Annotated in this window: 15 protein-coding genes; 7 read left to right on the forward strand and 8 right to left on the reverse strand. The window is 45.2% G+C overall.

Going from position 1 to position 18,206, the window contains the following annotated elements; genetic code table 11:
• Window positions 1–3: 3 nt before the first annotated feature.
• Window positions 4–1,902, reverse strand: a complete 1,899-nt coding sequence (locus KUA48_RS13370; protein ID WP_218431770.1) for a site-specific DNA-methyltransferase — start codon at window positions 1,900–1,902, stop codon at window positions 4–6.
• Between the two features lie 549 nt (window positions 1,903–2,451).
• Between KUA48_RS13370 and KUA48_RS13375 the strand changes: the two genes are divergently transcribed.
• Window positions 2,452–2,589, forward strand: coding sequence for a hypothetical protein (locus KUA48_RS13375; protein ID WP_158577319.1), 138 nt, complete (start codon window positions 2,452–2,454; stop codon window positions 2,587–2,589).
• The gene (locus KUA48_RS13380) at window positions 2,586–3,077 is read left to right on the forward strand and encodes a DUF6169 family protein (RefSeq protein WP_144150639.1); all 492 of its coding nucleotides are present in this window, start codon (window positions 2,586–2,588) and stop codon (window positions 3,075–3,077) included. Before KUA48_RS13375 ends, KUA48_RS13380 begins: the two co-directional genes overlap by 4 nt.
• 197 nt (window positions 3,078–3,274) lie before the next feature.
• Here KUA48_RS13380 and KUA48_RS13385 read toward each other — a convergent pair whose 3' ends face one another.
• Together KUA48_RS13385 and KUA48_RS13390 are read right to left on the reverse strand one after the other, a co-directional pair.
• On the reverse strand, window positions 3,275–3,505 hold the full coding sequence (locus tag KUA48_RS13385) for a hypothetical protein (RefSeq protein WP_006846900.1): 231 nt from the start codon (window positions 3,503–3,505) through the stop codon (window positions 3,275–3,277).
• 49 nt (window positions 3,506–3,554) lie between these two features.
• Window positions 3,555–4,193 carry an HU family DNA-binding protein gene (locus KUA48_RS13390; protein ID WP_218431768.1) on the reverse strand — a complete coding sequence of 213 codons (639 nt, stop codon included), beginning with the start codon at window positions 4,191–4,193 and terminating at the stop codon, window positions 3,555–3,557.
• Between the two features lie 482 nt (window positions 4,194–4,675).
• On the opposite strand from KUA48_RS13390, the gene KUA48_RS13395 reads away from it, so the two are divergent.
• On the forward strand, window positions 4,676–5,983 hold the full coding sequence (locus KUA48_RS13395; RefSeq protein ID WP_218431767.1) for an exonuclease SbcCD subunit D: 1,308 nt from the start codon (window positions 4,676–4,678) through the stop codon (window positions 5,981–5,983).
• Window positions 5,980–9,390, forward strand: coding sequence for an AAA family ATPase (locus KUA48_RS13400; protein ID WP_218431765.1), 3,411 nt, complete (start codon window positions 5,980–5,982; stop codon window positions 9,388–9,390). The genes KUA48_RS13395 and KUA48_RS13400 overlap by 4 nt, the downstream gene beginning before the upstream one ends.
• 97 nt (window positions 9,391–9,487) lie before the next feature.
• On the opposite strand, the gene panD is transcribed toward KUA48_RS13400, so the two are convergent.
• Both panD and panC read right to left on the reverse strand, forming a co-directional pair.
• Window positions 9,488–9,832, reverse strand: coding sequence for an aspartate 1-decarboxylase (gene panD, locus KUA48_RS13405; protein WP_089545082.1), 345 nt, complete (start codon window positions 9,830–9,832; stop codon window positions 9,488–9,490).
• Window positions 9,833–9,892: 60 nt separating this feature from the next.
• Window positions 9,893–10,744, reverse strand: a complete 852-nt coding sequence (gene panC / locus KUA48_RS13410; RefSeq protein ID WP_022120920.1) for a pantoate--beta-alanine ligase — start codon at window positions 10,742–10,744, stop codon at window positions 9,893–9,895.
• Between the two features lie 174 nt (window positions 10,745–10,918).
• Between panC and KUA48_RS13415 the strand changes: the two genes are divergently transcribed.
• Genes KUA48_RS13415 through KUA48_RS13425 form a run of 3 tightly spaced genes read left to right on the forward strand, consistent with a single transcriptional unit; the run spans window position 10,919 to window position 13,436 of the window.
• Window positions 10,919–11,731 (forward strand): glycogen/starch synthase, encoded by an 813-nt coding sequence (locus KUA48_RS13415; RefSeq protein WP_218431764.1) that lies wholly within the window; start codon window positions 10,919–10,921, stop codon window positions 11,729–11,731.
• 35 nt (window positions 11,732–11,766) lie between these two features.
• Entirely contained in the window at window positions 11,767–13,254 is a 1,488-nt protein-coding gene (locus KUA48_RS13420) for a DUF4270 domain-containing protein (protein ID WP_218431762.1), read from the forward strand.
• Between the two features lie 35 nt (window positions 13,255–13,289).
• A complete protein-coding gene (locus KUA48_RS13425; RefSeq protein WP_218431761.1) occupies window positions 13,290–13,436 on the forward strand; it encodes a dehydrogenase in 147 nt (48 codons plus the stop codon).
• Between the two features lie 640 nt (window positions 13,437–14,076).
• Here KUA48_RS13425 and KUA48_RS13430 read toward each other — a convergent pair.
• The 3 genes from KUA48_RS13430 to KUA48_RS13440 form a co-directional block, all read right to left on the reverse strand.
• Entirely contained in the window at window positions 14,077–16,599 is a 2,523-nt protein-coding gene (locus tag KUA48_RS13430) for an ATP-dependent helicase (protein WP_218431760.1), read from the reverse strand.
• Between the two features lie 68 nt (window positions 16,600–16,667).
• On the reverse strand, window positions 16,668–17,402 hold the full coding sequence (gene mtgA / locus KUA48_RS13435; protein WP_022120926.1) for a monofunctional biosynthetic peptidoglycan transglycosylase: 735 nt from the start codon (window positions 17,400–17,402) through the stop codon (window positions 16,668–16,670).
• Between the two features lie 36 nt (window positions 17,403–17,438).
• Window positions 17,439–18,128 carry an OmpA family protein gene (locus KUA48_RS13440; RefSeq protein ID WP_153082016.1) on the reverse strand — a complete coding sequence of 230 codons (690 nt, stop codon included), beginning with the start codon at window positions 18,126–18,128 and terminating at the stop codon, window positions 17,439–17,441.
• Window positions 18,129–18,206: the final 78 nt, after the last annotated feature.

Raw genomic sequence — 18,206 nt, forward strand, 5'->3', positions numbered from 1 at the left:
TCCTTAGTCTATTATGTCATTAGTAACATTATCTTCTTTCTCCTTCAACACATAATCATAGTCATCGCTGAGAGCTTCTTTCACAACCTCCTCGTTTTGCATGGCGAGTGCCTCGTTTTGCTGAAACTCTTTCATCATAGCCTCACTATACTTTTGCTTTGGCAGAATATCCGTTCCACCTTCTAAAGCTTGCAAGAAAGCATCTGGCATGGCACACAGTTCTATAACAGGCATGACTTTATGGAATTCGTCCTCATATGCGTATGCGCCATCACTATAAACATAAACCTTCAAAGGATTCTGCCTAGTCGCAACCTCAGCTATCATCGGAATGATAATACTGACTACACGCTCGTCGAGGACAACAAGCATCTGTCCAGCCTCATCCTTAAAATAGCGCAATACGTTCTTCTTAAATTTCTTGCCTCCAAATGTTTCTTGCTCTTGATAGATATTGTTCTTGATGCAGAGAAGGTCAACAAGAGAAGCCATCAAGGCTCGACGACTCTTACTGCTGCTTTGGTCACGAGGCACAAACTCTGTTTTATAATAACGAAGATTATTGCGAGTCAAGCCAGGGACTTCTTCACCCTTCTGGTTCGTATAACCATTAATGACTCGTTTGTTTCGCTCGTAGGTTACTTTTTCGCAGATGTTATTCTCGTTGTTGGTCACTAAGATACATTTGCGATGACCGCCGTCTTCTGAGTTCAATTGCATCGTTGCATGGAGAGTAGTGCCTGAGCCAGCGAAGAAGTCGAGGATGGTGGAGTCCTTTGATGGCGTGAAATTTATAAGGTACTTAATTAAAGAAACTGGTTTGGGATAATCAAAGACCGTTTCTCCAAAGATTTCTTGGAGCTGTCTTCCAGCGTTTTCTGTTGTATCAACCCCTACATTAGAATCTATAAAGTTTGGAGGAACCTCGGGGGAATAATTAGAACGCTTATAAGAAAGCACACCCTTAGCTGAAAGTTCTATATATAAACCTTCATCTATGTTTTTGTCCAAAGTATCTTGCAACCAAATAAACCTATTCTTAAACCTTACTTCATTAACATTCTTGCCATTTTCTATGACCAAATCATCCAACAACTCATTAGGGAACTTACTCGTCCCATAAACACCTGCTCTCAAAACTCCATCTTTTTTAGCACAAGTAATGCTATCTGCAGGAAAAGTCAGTATTTTAAAAGTATTCTGCGGCTTGGTAAAAGGATCATTACTTTTACTTACTTTACGAGTACCTTGGAAAGTATAATCATTTGCTGTTGTTTTCCAACAAAGAACATATTCTATTGTTCTCTTGATTTTCTTTGAAAGAGCTGGCGGAGTTGAAGACTTAAACCAATTCCATTGACCAACAAAGTTTTTTTCGGAAAAGATCTTATCACCTAGCAAACGTAAAGGTGCAACTTCATGTTCATCAATAGAAATGAATATTACTCCCTTTTCAGAAAGCAACTGCTTTGCAATTTTCAATCGTCTATTCATAAACGATGTCCATTTAGAATGGCGATAGCCATCTTCTTTATCTACAAAAGTGTCGTTGTAGATAAAGTCCTTATTACCAGTATTGTAAGGAGGATCGATATAAATTACATCAATCTTCCCTGCATAAGCATAAGTAAGAGCAGCAAGAGCATTGAGGTTATCACCTTCTATCAACACATGATTAGGCGAACCTTCTGGCGCAGAATCCAAACGCTTACTTTCGTCTTCAACAAAAACAGGAAGTTGGTCTTGCATGTCGTCCCAAGCCACTTCTGAGCTATCTTCCCACACAAGTCCATAATGCTTCTTCTCATTGATAACCTCCAACAAATCATGCTTTAACTCCTTATCTATCTGAAGTTCTAATATCTGTTGGCGCAAAGCACCCAAATCCATTTTCTTCGCCATAACGGTATACCTTCCTCCCCTTTTCCGTGCTCCACCGACTCCCTAAGTAGAGAAGATTATTAGAAACTGGATTGCTATTATAAAATGATGGCGTAGGAATCTGATTACCTTTAGCCCCATCCTTGCCTGTAGCGGCCCTGGAAAAGCCTTTCATGTCAAAGATAAGAAGCAACAGAAGCCTACGCCAAACAGGTATATATATGATAGCACAGAGCGTACCCCCTCAGTCGAAGGGGCACACCTATGCCATGTGTATATACACAGTGGGTAGACGCCCACCGCAGTCTCATTCTGAACATGATTTGAAATTTTCCAGGTTTCTACAGGTCAGAAGAAACGTCAAGCAAACGTCTTCAATTTAAAATAGGCCAAGCCATGGATTTTTACCTAGCCAGCGACTCATCGCCAGCCATCCACAGCAAGACAACTGCAAAAGTACGAAAAAGAATTGGGTTCACAAAATTTTGGGTCTTTTTTCTTGCATATCTCATTTACTTTTCTTATCTTTGCCACCAAATAAATAACAATAACATTAAAAAGGAGGCTATTATGCAAGCAACAAAGAACAATACAAAGGAGGAAACCATCAGAAAGTTTAAACAACTCCTAAAACATAAAGAGGAGATGCTCGAAAGAGCAAAACAATATGATGGCATTGACATTTATGCTAAATTTGCAAACGCATGAAAGAATTGTCTCTACATCACATTAACAGCAAATCACCTTATCGAGTTATCTGCTCAGATAAGGGTGATTATCTGTTTGCAACAGACAAGGGGATTAACTATACCATTTCTTTTACGGAAGAGTTTCCTCTTGGCGGTTGTATGAGCTATCAATTTTGCATACACAATGACAATAAAATCCATGGCTCATACGATAATAAAATAAGCACAACGATTATTGCCATCATTGAGGAGTTCTTCCTTCAAAACTTGAATGTCTTACTATATATTTGCGACACAAGTGACAACCGTGAAGAAGTTAGAAATCGTTTGTTTATAAGATGGTTCAAGGAATATGCAGACCCACAAAAGTATACCATCCAGTCTGCTAACACAACCATTGAAGGTCAAGGATTCTACTCTTCTATCATTGTAGAAAACAGAAATCCACTATTAGATGAAATCAAAGCTGATTTCGAAAAGTCGGCAAATGATTTAAAAGAGAAATAGTTTCTTGCAAATCCCAATAAAATTGGTTATAAAGCAGCATATATTCAAGGCTTTTGCCCTTACAGGGCGCAGGAGGACAACGCCTTAATACCCAGGGTGTTGCCCTGGGCTAGGAGCTTTTGGGCCTTCAGCCCGTGCTTGAACCACATGCAAAAGTTCAATGATTTACTTCTTAACCAGGCATTTTATACTCATGTCTAAGCTTCCAAATAGTTCATCATATCCTCCAATGTATCGAAGTTCTTGACATTCCCCCTCTTTACATCCATAATAGCCTCCAACAAATCGCCCTCATACACTTGTGGTCTAGTATGCTTCTTATCATCCATAAAACGAACCAAACGTACATAGCCAGAGCGACAAACCTTCGACTTTTCCTTCTTGGAACAATCAAAAGCGTTCTTAAAATCTATAGTAATCTGCTCCATAATTATTTGGACTTTAAATTAAACATCTATTTTAATACTATCGTTGCATTTATTCTTTCCTCTTCACCCAAACCTTATGGCTGCCGCGGCCTAGTGAATCTATCGGCGAAGTTTTGTCATTTGTCAGCTCCTTCAGTTCCATAGAGGCGGCAGTACGGCTCAGGTTGTTGATGGAGGCATAATCACCTAGGGTGAGGACTCCGTTCTTTTCTATCACCTCCAGGGCTCGGGCGATGCGCTCTTCCCTGGAATAGAGCTGCTTACGGATAACCTTTACGCCACCCATATCACGCTCCAGGTCACGGTCGGTTTCACGCTTCACATCCTTGATAAACTCAGGGGACGCCTTGAAGTTGATGTCCTTCACGCCCACCTTGCGGTACGTCATCTTATCATCTGGATTAAGAATTTCCCTAGGCTTCTCATCCTCGAAAGCGAGGGAGAGGGAGAAGGTGCCGAAACCTTCCAGATTCACGTTGTACCCCATGGAGAGCATGTCTGTCAGCATATCAACCACATCGGTCAATACAGCCTCCGTGGTACTTTCCGAAATACCGCGATGGTAGTTCTGCATCATCTTGACGAACTCTTTTCGGGATAGTGTACGGTTGGTCACCATCTTGGGATAAACTCTGCGCTTGCCTTCATAGCGCATATCCCCCATTTCCTGCAATTTGTACTTAGCCATATCAGTTTCCTTTCCTATTTTAGTTTATTAGTATTTCTTATTGCAACAGCCTTTACATCCTATAGTATTTATTGTTATACTTAAAAAGAAAAGACCACAAACCTAGGAAGAAAAGTATTTAATCCTAGGAGAAATCTCCATTCATAGACACTGAACCGACATTCAAAGTCTATGAACCGCCGTTCAAAGACACTGAACGGACATTCAATGTTTATGAACGAAGATTTCTACCTTGCAAAGATACAACTTTATCAGATATAAAACAAGACTTTTCCTGAATATCTTTACTTTTCCGGCCATAATTCTTCGTTTTTTGAGCTTATTTCTTTGCGTATCCCAAATAATTGTGTTAACTTTGTAGTCAGATTGCAAACCAAAGGTCAAAGGATTGCAAACCAAAGGCCAAAGGATTGCAAACCAAAGGCCAAAGGATTGTAAGCCAAAGACAAAGCAAAAGACTAAGATTAGACATTCTTATGAGTATGAAGATATTAGCAACCAGCGACTGGCACCTGGGCAACCTGTTTCACGGCAACGACCGTCTGCCGGAACACAAGCATTTCCTAAAATGGCTCCTGGAACAAATCGCTGAACAAAAGCCCGATGCTCTCCTCATCGCAGGAGACATCTTTGATAACGGAAATCCATCGGCAGCGGCACAGACCGTTTATTACGAGTTTCTTGCCGATGCTACCCAACTGTGCCCGAACATGCAGGTCATCATTACCGCCGGCAACCACGATTCAGCCAGCCGACTGGAGGCTCCACGTCCGCTGCTCACCAAATACCACGTGGAAATAAGAGGAAACGTAAGGAAAATCTGGCAGCAGGGAGAAAGCGGGGACGATGATAAAACAGGCGGACATTGGATCTATTCCTTCGATGACCTCATCATCCCCGTAACCAACGAGGAAGGAGAAGAAGTCATCATCCTCACCGTACCTTTCCTTAGAAGCGATGTGGTGCAGAACGCCAGTTACTCGCAGGGTGTCAACGACTTTCTGAGAGAACTGACGGCTGAGGCTCGACAGAAATACCCGGGCAGGAAATGCATCATGATGGCACACATGTACGCCAAGGGTTCGGATATCGCCAAGAAGGATGCGAGCGAGAAAATCATCATCGGCGGACAGGAGGAAGTGGACCTGGAAGGATGGAACGACCATCCCGACTATATGACTTGCGGACACATCCACAAACGGCAACATATCTGGAACACCGACTGGGCAAGATACACGGGAAGTATCCTCCCGATGTCGTTTGCTGAGAAAGACTACACCCACGGCATCGACCTCATCACCATAGAACACGGAGAAGAGGAGGAAGGAAAGGAAACCGGCAAGAGCAAGGAATGGAAAGTAGATTTCCTGGAATACAAGCCTCAGCATTCCCTCCGCATCCTGCCCGAAGATGAGGAAGAGCTTACCTTCAAGAAATGGCAGAAGCTCATCAATTCTGAACTCAAGGAGAGAACTGACGGCGAACTGAGCGACCACTTCGACTACGTGATGCTGAAGGTGAAACAGGAGAAACTAACCAGCGATGACATCAAGGAACTGGAGAAACTCGTCAACGAAAAGGATGCCGTGCTCTGCAAAATCCAGCGCATCATCCCGCAACTGGACCTCTCCACCATCCAGGGTTCCCAGCACATCACCAGCATAGAAGACATCATCAACCGTCCTCCGCTCGACACGCTGAAAGAAGCCTTTGCCATCAGACACAACGCTCCGATGAACGAAAGACAGGAGAAAATGTTATCCGATTTATTAACGACATCATCATTATGAAATTCCTACAACTCGAAATACTCAACCTCGCTTCACTTGACAAACAGGGAGGCGAGATCATCAACTTTGAAGAAGGTGCCTTAGGCGAGAGCACCATCTTCAGCATCGTAGGTCCGACGGGAAGTGGCAAGTCTACCCTACTCGATGCTATCTGTCTGGCTCTCTACAACCGCGCCCCTCGCTACCCCAGGAAGAAAGGCGACAAGAACCAGAACATCGAGATTTTCGGAGCTGCCGATGCCAGCGAAAGTAACCGTCTGGCTCCTACCGACAGTAGAAACATCCTGACACGTGGCAAGAAGGAAGGCTACAGCAAACTCACCTTCCTTGCCAACAACGGCAGCATCTACCGCGCAGAATGGCACGTCAGATTCCAGAGAGTGCGCTACGAGAACGCCAAGACTGCGCTCTATAAAATCACGAGAAAGGGAGAAGAGATAACGGAGGAAGCTGCCGACTGGAACGAGCTGCCGAACATCATAGGACTGGACTACGACCAGTTTCTCCGCACCGTACTCATCGCCCAAGGCTCATTTGCCAACTTCCTGACGGCAAAGGAAAACGAGCGGTACGAACTCCTGGAAAAACTCATCGGATGCGAGGAAACTTATACGAACATCGCTACTGAAATCAAGAAGGCGAAAGACCAGGCGACGGATGCCTACAACCAGATGGCTGCATCGGTGGAAGCCGTTAAACAGAACCTGCTGAACGATGAGGAACTCGCCCAACTGAAGGAGGAAATCGACCGGTTGGAAAAAGCTGAGAAGGAACTCGACAGCCAGTTGCAAGCCATTTCGAAAGACCTGCAATGGTTTGAGGAAAACGATAAGCAAATCAAGCAAATCAATATCTGCCAGACTGATATGGAGCAAGCATCAGATGCCATCAAAGAGATGCAAGCCCAGATTCTCCGTCTGCAGTTGCACGATGAAGTACAGCCTGCCGTCAACCTACTGCAGGAAGTAGAGCGACAGACGCAAAGCATCCAAGAGCAGGAAGAAAACATTCTGAAAGCGGAAGCAAACATCAAAAGTCAAGAGTCTGCCATCAGCGAAAGCGAGAAAACTCTCGCCAGTCTGAAGGAAGCAGTAAGCAAGGCACAGGAACAGCTGGAAAAGGCCCTGCCGGTCATCGCTGAAGCAAGGGCGCTGAAAACAAAAATGGAAGCGGCAATGCCGAATCTGAAAGAAAAGAAAGAGGCATTGGAGTTGGCGCAGAAAGAGAATCTAACTGCCCAGAAAGACGTGGAGGAAAACGCCCGAGACATCAAAAAATGGGAAGCCGAAACGGAGAAAGCGAACCTTGCCCTCAAAGCGACACAGGAAGAGATTGCCAAGCAGAAACAGGTTCTGCACGAAGCGACGCAAGCCGCTGAACAGGCTTGGGAGAAGGAAAGAAATAAGACTGCCGGACAGAATATAGAGGAACTGCAGAACAGTAAGACTATAGCCGACCGGAAACTACAAGATGTTCAGCAAGCCATCAAGGTTGTGGCTCATCTCGATACTGCCACAGCAGAAAAGCAGAAGAATGAGGAGCGCATCCAGCTCTTGGGCAAGAGAAATGCTGAGATAGATGAAGCGCTGGGCAAGTTGACCATCGAGACTTTGGAGAAAGAGACCCTGACGCTGAGAAATGCCTATACCCTCATGGTAAGTGAAAAATGGGAGATTCATCGTGCCAACCTGACGGAAGGCAAACCTTGTCCGCTCTGCGGCAGCACGACTCATCCTTATCATACCGACAACAGACAGTTTGAAGAAGCCACCACGGAACTCTCGCAACTTCTGAAAGCCAAGGAGGATCTGCTGAAACTGCAGCAGAAACAGGAAAAGGAGCTTTCCGGCGAAAGAAAACAGAACGATGGCGAAGTACAGACGCTCCAGAAACAACAGGAAAAGTTCTCGGGAGAAATCGCAACTTACGAAGAGGAATGGAAGGCGCTCATCGCCCAGTATCCAAAGATTCCGAAGGCAGAGGCAGAACTGAAATTGCTCTTGCCTATCTATGAAAACAAGGCGAAAGATGCGAGCAGCAAACTGAGCCTCTTTAACAAGATTCAGAAAGAGATAGAACGGCTGACCCAACTCAAGGATAAGGCTGTAAAGGATGAAGCTGCGTATGAAAGCAAGGCTTCTACTATACAGAATAAAGCCCAAGAAAACGCTTCAACCTGTGCCACAAAACTGGCTGAGCAAAAAGCACTTACCATCAATCTCTCTTCACAGCAAAAGAGTAAGGAGGAGGCTTACGAGAAAGCCCTTCAGGCATGGAATAGCGCCAAGAAGGGAATGGAGGAATGGCAGGAGAAATACAAGCAGATTCTGAATGGAGAAGAACCTGATGCGGCTGAACAAAGACTGACAGCAGCAAAGGATGAGGCAACGAAAGCAGCAGATAACCAGAACGAGAATATCAACAAACTGAAGGCTGAACTCGCCAACAGTAAAGGTTCGCATCAAACCATGCTGTCTCAGAACAAGACGATGAAAGAGAATCTGCAAGCGAAGGAAAAGGAACTCGACCTTTGGATTGAGGAATACAACAAGCAGCTTGAAGAAAAGAGCATCGAACCACCATTCATCGACCGAAATACCATCCGGGAGATGCTTCACTCTGCCGAAGACTGGAATGCCATCCGTCGGGAAAAGGACGAAAAGGAGAAAGCCGTGGCTTCAACTACCGCCCTTTACCAGAGTGCAGAAAAGGCGCATCAGCAGCACTTGGAACATCAGCCAGCCCAAACCCGTGATGCTCTCCTAGCCATTCAGCAGGAGTATCAGGAAAGAAGCCAGCGCAACGAACTGATTGCTGCCAACGCCAGGATGCAGAACCATCAGGAAGCCGTGAAGCAGTTGGGTGACAAGGCTGAGGCTCTGAATCTCGTAACACAGGAAAAGGACGACTGGACAGCCATTACGGATGCTATCGGAGCAGACGGCAAGACGCTGCGTAAGATAGCCCAATGCTATACGCTCAGTTTCCTGATAGCGCACGCCAACCAGGAAATCAGAAAGTTCAACAGCCGTTACGAACTGCAGCAGGTAAAGCATTCGCTGGGCATCCGAGTCATCGACCACGACCGTGCCGACGATATCCGAGACACCACCTCCCTATCAGGTGGCGAAACCTTCATCGTGAGTCTCGGTCTAGCCTTGGGCTTGTCGGCATTGTCCTCCCGCAACATCTCCTTCGAGAACCTGTTCATTGACGAAGGCTTCGGAACCCTCGACCCCGATACCTTAGCCACCGTCATCGACTCCCTCGCCATGCTGCAAAGTTCGCAAGGCAAGAAGGTGGGCGTCATCAGTCATACCGACACGATGAGCGAGCGCATCACCACCCAAATAAGGATTATCAAGAATGGCAACTCCGGCAGCAGTCATATCGAGATCTATCCTTAACCCATCGCAATTACACCTTAAATTATATAGTAATAAAACAAAAGAAAGGGTGTGCCATAAGTCCATGACACACCCTTTCTTTTGTTTCCATTGAATATTAAACCCTGTTTCCCTCTTTTGGGAAAACCACGGTTGGCTTGAAGGTCTTAGCCTCCTCAAAGTCCATCAGGGCATAAGCGATGATGATGACGGTATCGCCCACCTGCACCTTGCGGGCTGCAGCACCGTTCAGGCAGATACAACCGCTGCCACGCTCACCCTTGATAATATAGGTCTCCAAGCGCTCACCATTGTTGTTGTCTACAATCTGAACCTTCTCGCCTGCTATCAGATTAGCAGCGTCCATCAAGTCCTCATCGATGGTGATGCTACCCATATAATTCAGGTTAGCCTCAGTTACGGTCACACAATGGAGCTTACTCTTCAATACTTCTATCTGCATTGTTCTGTTATTACTTGATCTGTTACGGATTAAACTTAATAAAGAATATCTATCGAGGAATTATCCCTTATACTTGATATGGTCAATGAGACGGATAGGAGTCTTACCGCAATAAACGGTGATGCAACCTACCACGTATGCACTATCCTCCCATGAAGAAACATCCTGCAGGCTGTCGCCATCCACAATCTGGAAATACTCTACCTCCAGACCCTCTACAGCATTGATGTCGGCAACCACCTTATCGTGAGTTTCCTGTACGGTATGAGTCTTGGCATACTCCACACTCTCCTTCAGGGCCTTATAGATGTTTGGCGCAATGGCACGCTCATCAGGAGCCAGCAAAGTATTACGGCTGCTCTTAGCCAAACCATCCTCATCACGGACAATAGGACACTCTACAATCTGCACATCGCTGTTGATGTACTTCACGAGCTGCTTGATGACAGCAATCTGCTGCCAATCCTTCTCACCGAAATAAGCACGGGTTGGTCGAACGATATAGAAAAGACGGCTCACTACCTGACATACACCATTGAAATGACCCGGGCGCTTGGCACCCTCCATCACGGTAGAAACAGGTGGAAACTCAAAGTGGCGTGTATCTGGTGTAGGATACATCTCCTTCACCGATGGTGCAAACACATAGTCAGCACCACAAGCCTCCAAGAGCTTGCAGTCAGCATCGAGGGTACGAGGATAGCGATCCAAGTCACCCTGATCATTAAACTGTGTAGGATTCAGGAACACAGAAACTACAGTCACGCCATTTTCCTTTACACTGCGCTTAACAAGAGAGGCGTGACCCTCATGCAGCGCACCCATAGTTGGCACAAGGCCGATTTCCTTTCCCTCCTTACGACACATGAAGAGTTCGTTCTGGAGGTCAACAATCTTATTGAATACTTTCATCGTCATAATCTGTTTTCGGGTGCAAAATAACAACTTTTTTCTCAAATGAGAAAGAAAAAACCTAAAAATATGCGAATTATTGCCGAAAATAATGAATTTCGGAGAAAAAATGCCCCTATTTGAAGTTTTTTTTGTACCTTTGCACGTAATTCGTAAGAATAAAATTTAAATTTTATGGCAAAAAAAGTATTATTTATCAATCAGGAGATCGACCCATACGTAGCCGAGTCTCACATGTCAATCATGGGACGCGAACTGCCTCAGAAGATGCAGGAAGCAGGTTTTGAGATCCGCACCTTCATGCCTAAGTGGGGCACCATCAACGAGCGTCGCGGACAATTGCACGAGGTCATTCGCCTGTCTGGTATGAACCTTATCATAGATGATACAGACCATCCGCTGATCATCAAGGTTGCATCTATACCAACAACACGACAGCAGATTTATTTCATCGATAATGACGACTATTTCAAGAGCCGCCAGATGGGCACCGATGAAAACGGAAAGGAATATGCCGACAACGGAGAAAGAGCTATCTTCTTTGCACGTGGCGTATTGGAAACCGTCAAGAAGCTCCGCTGGCAGCCTGATGTGATCGTCTGCCAGGGTTGGGCTAGCGCAGTAGTACCATTCTACGTAAAGACTGCCTACAGCGAAGAGCCTTCATTTGCAGAATCAAAGGTGATTACCGCTCTCTATACCAACGAACTTAAGGGTGAACTGGGTACCAACTTCAAACGTTGCGTTGCCTTCCGCGATGCCAAGTCTGAACTGCTCGACGGCTATCAGGACGACTTCGACTTCATTGAGCTCGGCAAACTCGCCATCGACTATAGCGACGGTGTGGTAGAAGGTGAAGAAGAAGCTAACCAGATTCTCGTTGATTATGCGAAGGAGAAGAACAAGCCTGTATTGGCTTATCCGGGAGAAGATATCCAGGAGCCATACGCAGACTTCATCAACAAGGTTTGTCCTGACGCAGAATAAAATTCCGACAACAGAGACACATACATACAAGGATAATGAAAATTTTAAGACTCTTAACAGTATTAGTAATAGCAGCGCTTACTTTCGCTGCATGTGATGATACCACCGAGGGAATCGGTGGTAGCATCACTAATAAGATAGACAACATTAACATTTCTGACTCAGCGTTCAATGTTACCACAAAGTCTATAGTAGCAGGTGCCGTATTGAGCCGCAACAACACGGGACTCATCGGAAAGATGAAAGACCCGGAAACCGGCAACTATGTAAAGGGCGACTACATGACCCAGTTGAGCGTATTGCCTACTTTCTCTGTAGATACACTCGATTACATCAAGCAGGCAAACAAGGGTTCTATCGAAGCAGACTCATGCTACCTTCTGGTTTCATACAACGCCAGCTATGGTGATACTATCGCCCCAATGAAGGTGACAGCCTATGAGATGACAAAGCCGATGGCAGAAGATAAGGAGTATTACTCTGATTATAATGCCTTCAAGGAAGGCTGGGTAAGCGAAAACAACCCGCATTGGAGCAGTAATTACAACTTGAGCAATACATCAGATGTCAAGAACTTCAAGATTTACTTGAATAAGAAGTATGAGAAAGATGGTAAGACATACAAGAACTATGGTTCTTACATCATGCAAACATACGCAGAACATCCAGAGTACTTCAAGACCAACTACAAGTTCCTGCACAACGTCTGCCCTGGCTTCTATATCAAGAATGTAGGCGGTACGGGTAACATGGCTAAGATCTGGAATACAGAGCTTATCTTCTACTGGACCCGCCACAAGACCATCAAGGCAAAGGACGGCGTTACAGACAGTACAGCTGTAAGCATCGGATACAACCGTTTCGATGGTACAGAAGAGGTATTGCAGCTCAACAAGATTGAGAACGATACCGAGAACTTGAAGAAGTTGGCAAGTAAGGATCAGGAGAAATGTACTTATCTCAAGTCACCGGCAGGTATCTTCACCGAGGTTACCCTCCCTATCGAAGATATCATGAAGGGACATGAGAAGGATACGCTCAACACAGCTACCATCTCTTTCCCACGACTCAACAATGAAAACGAAGACAACCCATACAACTTTGCTACACCAAGCACCATCCTGATGGTACAGAAAGACAGTTTGCAGTCGTTCTTCGAAAAGAGCAAGTTGGCTGATAGCCGTACTTCTTATACAGCAAGCTATAGCAGTACAGGCACCTACAAGAATGCCTATACATTCCAGAATATTGCCAATCTGGTTTCTGCCATGTATAAGAACAAGGGCAAGGGGGAAAACTGGAATAAAGTAGTACTGGTTCCTGTAAACGTCATCACAACCACACAGGGCTATACTACCGTCATCTCCAAGATTAATCACGATATGTCACTCGCTTCTACCCGACTCATCGTGGGGACGGATGATCCTGACAAGGATTATACCACAGACAAGGTGACTGGTAAGAAGGTGGCATCTGGTCCGATCCGAATCAAGGTGATTTACAGTAAGTTTAAAGAAGAATAAGCATTCATAACGCAAAGTAAAAAAGGAAACGAAACATGGCAGATAATTTTTTGGAGCGTCATCGCGAAGAATACGAAATACGCAAGGCTGCATGGCTCAAGAAGAAGAAACTATTCATGAAGTCAGCCAAGAAACAGAAGCCCCAGACACAGATGCCACGTCCTGAAGACGAAGCGTTATAAACACGAAAATATTCAGAATCCTGAGAAAGAGGGTGTATCATAAAACATTTGATTGTTTATGATACACCCTCTTAACTTTGCCGGTTAATCCTTAAAAACCGCCGCATAAGTACAATAAAAGCCATTTAATACAAAATAAGACAAAATTAATTTGGAGTTTACCCATTTTTTTTATATCTTTGCATTGTAAATTAAAAGTATTAAATATTAAACAGACAAAAAGCAATAAAATAAAAATAATCAAGATATTAGTAGAGATACTGATTTATGGGTTTAACTTTTCTAAGAACTTGCATTTAAGGATACAAGATATTTGCAGGATACAAGTTACTTGCAATATATGAGATACTTGGTTTATGTTTATAGATAATGGAGAAATTACTCTCATAAAGAATTCGTTTTTAAGTTTAAACAAAAATGCTAAAGTTAGATGTTAGTAATATAAGTCCCCGTAGTAACCGTGAGGCTACTGCGGGGACGCTTTTTCAATTTATAGTATATAGAAACAAAAAGGGCAAGACCAGAGATGACCTTGCCCAATCTATTTTTATAACTCTTTATCTATATTATAAGATTCTACCTGTAAGAGAGAACTTCAAAACAGGATAAACCTTTAAATATAAACATCAGACTACAGAACTTAATCTACTACCGTAAACTTGGCATATTTCAGCAGAAGCTGTTTGGTGCCAGAATGAACGAACTCCACCGTAGCCTTCGTATTCTCACCAGTACCTTCAATCTTCAACACCGTTCCCCGTCCAAAACGCTGATGTTCAATCTTCATTCCCTCCTGCAAACCACAAGAAGAACTGCCAACAGATGAAGCTGCAGAAGAAGAAACTGATGCTGCAGAAGATCCTGTACTGCGAGAAGCAGGATGAGAAGAATGCGTCTCCATGTAACGTTTAGCTGCATTCAGCGCTCTAACAGACTTGAAATTACCTTCAGAGAGAGATGAGCGTCCGGAAACAGACGAGCGTCCGGAAGTATGTGAAGTCTCCGGTTCATCATCAAAGAGAGAAGGCTTAGGATCTGCTACAAACTGCGATGCTACCGGTTTGGAATTCTGATACCTGCTACTGTATCTAGGCTGCTCAGCATCCTCCCACGGTATGCGAGAACGTTGCGCTCTCGCCCACTCCGGCTGGTCAGACATCGAATCAGCTCTGGAGCCAAACAAGCTTCCACCAGCCTCATCCAGGCTATCAATCAACTTGCCGTCAATCTCATCGATAAACCGACTCGGATTATCAAACTCCATCTTGCCATATCGCCAGCGGTTCTTGGCGTTCGTCAGGATACAATGTTTCTCAGCTCGAGTAATGGCAACGTAAAGCAATCTCCGTTCCTCCTCCAGTTCTCTGAGCGAAGCAGCAGAAAGCGGACTTGGGAAGATATTCTCTTCCAAACCAACCACGAATACCGTAGGAAACTCCAGACCCTTGGCAGCATGAACCGTCATCAGAGAAACACGAGGTTCATCCTTATCACCATCGCTGTCAGCATCGGTAAGCAGAGCCACATCCTGCAGATAATCCTGCAGGAAGAGTTCATCAAACCTACCCTCTTCACGGCGTTCCTCCACAAAAGCCGACATACCGCTCAAGAATTCCTCCAGGTTCTCCTGACGTGCCAGATCATCGGCATCCTTGCCCGACATGATATCCTGACTGATGCCACTCTCCTTGATAATGGCATCACCCAATTCATAGACATCCGTAGTTTGAGCCCGTTCGATAAACGAAGAAATTAGCAATCTGAAAGTTTCCAGCTTGTTCATCGTACCCTTGGTAACCGCCAGTCCATACCGCTCTGGGGCACCGATTACCTCCCAGAAACTCACCTGGTTCTGATGGGCACAGTCAGCAATCTTCAGCACCGTAGTAGCCCCTATTCCTCGTGCCGGATAGTTGATGATACGCTTGATAGCCTCTTCATCATCCGGATTCGCCACCAGACGGAAATAAGCAATAATATCCTTAATTTCCTTGCGCTGGTAGAAACTCAGTCCGCCATAAATGCGATAAGGAATCCCCTGCTTTCTGAACTCCTCCTCGAAGCTGCGGCTCTGGGCATTGGTGCGGTAGAGAATGGCAAAATCACTATACTGGCAGCCATCCTCGCGCCGGATACGCTTCACGTCCTTCGCTACAATCGCCGCCTCTTCCTTGTCGCTGTAAGCAGGCTTATACTGAATCTTCTCGCCCTTCGCATTCTCGCTGAACACATCCTTAGGAATCTGGTTGCGGTTATGCTTGATCAGACTGTTAGCCGCCTCAACGATGGTCTGAGTAGAGCGGTAGTTCTGTTCCAGCTTGAAGAGACGCGTGCCCTGAAACTGGCGCTGATAGTTGAGAATATTATCGATATTGGCACCACGGAAACTATAGATACTCTGCGAGTCATCACCCACGGCACAAACACGCTGCTTCTCCTGACAGAGTTGCATGACGATAGACATCTGAACGTGATTGGTATCCTGATACTCATCCACCAGGACATAATCGAAGCGGGCGGCATATTTGTGGCGAATATCCTCATGCTCCCTGAAGAGCTGATAGGTAAGCGTCAGCAAATCATCGAAATCCATGGCATTAGCCTGCTTGCAGCGCTGCACGTAAGCCACGAAAATCTTACCAACCTCAGGCATCTGCGCACGCTTGTTCTGCTCGAAGATAGCCGCATCGCTCTCATAAGCCGCAGCACTCATCAGGTTGTTCTTCGCCATCGAAATCTTGGCATGAACGGCAGCAGGCTTATACTTCTTATCATCCAGCCCCATCTCCTTCACTATCGCCTTGATCAGCGAGCGCGAATCACTTTCGTCATAAATGGTAAAGTTGTTGTTGAAGCCGATATGCTCAGCCTCCGCTCTCAGGATTCGGGAGAAGATGCTGTGGAAAGTACCCATATAGAGATGCTGTGCGAGATCATTTCCCACCAGTTTTCCGATACGTTCCTTCATCTCCCTTGCTGCCTTGTTAGTAAAGGTGAGCGCCATGATGCTCCAGGGTTTCATGCCCTGGCTCAGGAGATAAGCTATCTTATAAGTAAGCACACGCGTTTTACCCGAACCTGCACCGGCTATCACCAGCGAAGGTCCGTCAATATATTCTACCGCAGCACGCTGCGCTTCGTTCAAGTCTTTCAGTAAATCCATGAATCAATATTTGAGGCAAAAAACTATTTTAAGGTCACCCCTATCAACTATAAACTATAAACTAAGTATTACTTCCCCCTATATCCTCCCACAGCCGTGCCTGGGTCGAAATCTTCGCCCTCACGAGGGAAGGTAGGGATAAATCTCATCTGATGTTCTATCTGTCGCTGGCGCTTCTTCATATAAGCGCTAGGATGCAGCGAACTGAATTTGCGCGGATTAGGAAGTGTAGCTGCTATCAGCGCACACTCGCCACGAAACAGATCTTTCGCTTTCTTGTCGAAATGATATTCTGCAACCGCATCCACACCATAGATACCCGGTCCCATCTCAATGCTGTTGAGATAAACCTCCATGATGCGCTGCTTGCTCCACATCATTTCGATGAGGAAGGTAAAGTAGACTTCAAATCCCTTGCGGGTCCATGAACGGCCAGGCCACAGGAAGACATTCTTAGCAGTCTGCTGACTGATGGTACTGGCTCCATGCACCTTTCCACCACGTGCATTATTCTTCGCCGCACTCTCGATGGCATTGAAGTCGAAACCGTGATGCTTCAGGAATCTCGCATCTTCGCTCGCCATTACCGCCACTGGCATGTGAGGCGAAATCTTATCCATCGAAACCCAATGATGATGCAGGGTAATACTCTCTCCATCAGCTACTTGCTGGAAGCATCGGATAAACATCAGAGGAGTGACATATACAGGAATGAACCTATATGCCACTACAGCAAGAATGGTGGTACTGAAAAACAGCACCACCACCCATTTTACTATATTCTTGATTTTCTTCAAAATCATCTATTTAGTTTTTCCCTTCCGGGAGCATGAAACTTATTACTTCAATGTACCGTTGTTGGCTGCGTTAACCATAGCCTGGCTAGCATACATGTAAACCTCTACACGACGGTTCTGGGCGCAAGCAGCAGTAGTATTAACAACAGGGTTAGCAGAACCAAAACCCTGAACATTCTTTACCTGACGGCTGGTAACACCGCAAGAAGCGAGATAGTTGTAAACTGCCTCAGCACGCTTCTGGCTCAATGGCAAGTTGATACCATCATTACCTGTAGCATCGGTATAACCCTGGATAGAAACCTCGCAGTCGGTATTGTTCTTCAATACACCGGCAAACTGAGCCAAATCAGTCTTTGCGCTGCTGCTGAGAGTAGAACCGTTAGTTGGGAAGAGGATACCAGAAGCAAATGTTACCTTAACGGCAGACAAGCCATTGGCATCTGTTACAGTCTCAACCTGTGCATTCTTCACCCGTTCAGCCTCAGCCTTTACCTTATCCATGTGCTTTCCGATGAGGTTACCAGCACCGCCACCAACAGCTGCACCAATAGCTGCACCAACGAGAGCACCAGTACCACGATGGCTATTATTGAGCAAACCACCAACGAGAGCACCCAGAGCTGCACCAGAACCGGCACCTACTGCTGTACCTGTCTTCTGATTGGTTCCACAACTTGAGAAAAGCAAGCACAAAGAGAGGCCTGCAACTGCAAAATTAGTCTTTTTCATTTTAAAATCTCCTATATTTATGTTATTTAATTGCAAAGATAACTCTTTTTTCTCCATAATGGAGAGTTTTCTAATATT

This window comes from Segatella copri (assembly GCF_019249795.2).
GTDB lineage: Bacteria > Bacteroidota > Bacteroidia > Bacteroidales > Bacteroidaceae > Prevotella > Prevotella copri_B.

Bases quoted from the DNA above. Each gene is read 5' to 3' on its own strand.
- KUA48_RS13370 (WP_218431770.1), bottom strand. From the start codon at position 1,902: ATGGCGAAGAAAATGGATTTGGGTGCTTTGCGCCAACAGATATTAGAA.
- KUA48_RS13375 (WP_158577319.1), top strand. From the start codon at position 2,452: ATGCAAGCAACAAAGAACAATACAAAGGAGGAAACCATCAGAAAGTTT.
- KUA48_RS13380 (WP_144150639.1), top strand. From the start codon at position 2,586: ATGAAAGAATTGTCTCTACATCACATTAACAGCAAATCACCTTATCGA.
- KUA48_RS13385 (WP_006846900.1), bottom strand. From the start codon at position 3,505: ATGGAGCAGATTACTATAGATTTTAAGAACGCTTTTGATTGTTCCAAG.
- KUA48_RS13390 (WP_218431768.1), bottom strand. From the start codon at position 4,193: ATGGCTAAGTACAAATTGCAGGAAATGGGGGATATGCGCTATGAAGGC.
- KUA48_RS13395 (WP_218431767.1), top strand. From the start codon at position 4,676: ATGAAGATATTAGCAACCAGCGACTGGCACCTGGGCAACCTGTTTCAC.
- KUA48_RS13400 (WP_218431765.1), top strand. From the start codon at position 5,980: ATGAAATTCCTACAACTCGAAATACTCAACCTCGCTTCACTTGACAAA.
- panD (WP_089545082.1), bottom strand. From the start codon at position 9,832: ATGCAGATAGAAGTATTGAAGAGTAAGCTCCATTGTGTGACCGTAACT.
- panC (WP_022120920.1), bottom strand. From the start codon at position 10,744: ATGAAAGTATTCAATAAGATTGTTGACCTCCAGAACGAACTCTTCATG.
- KUA48_RS13415 (WP_218431764.1), top strand. From the start codon at position 10,919: ATGGCAAAAAAAGTATTATTTATCAATCAGGAGATCGACCCATACGTA.
- KUA48_RS13420 (WP_218431762.1), top strand. From the start codon at position 11,767: ATGAAAATTTTAAGACTCTTAACAGTATTAGTAATAGCAGCGCTTACT.
- KUA48_RS13425 (WP_218431761.1), top strand. From the start codon at position 13,290: ATGGCAGATAATTTTTTGGAGCGTCATCGCGAAGAATACGAAATACGC.
- KUA48_RS13430 (WP_218431760.1), bottom strand. From the start codon at position 16,599: ATGGATTTACTGAAAGACTTGAACGAAGCGCAGCGTGCTGCGGTAGAA.
- mtgA (WP_022120926.1), bottom strand. From the start codon at position 17,402: ATGATTTTGAAGAAAATCAAGAATATAGTAAAATGGGTGGTGGTGCTG.
- KUA48_RS13440 (WP_153082016.1), bottom strand. From the start codon at position 18,128: ATGAAAAAGACTAATTTTGCAGTTGCAGGCCTCTCTTTGTGCTTGCTT.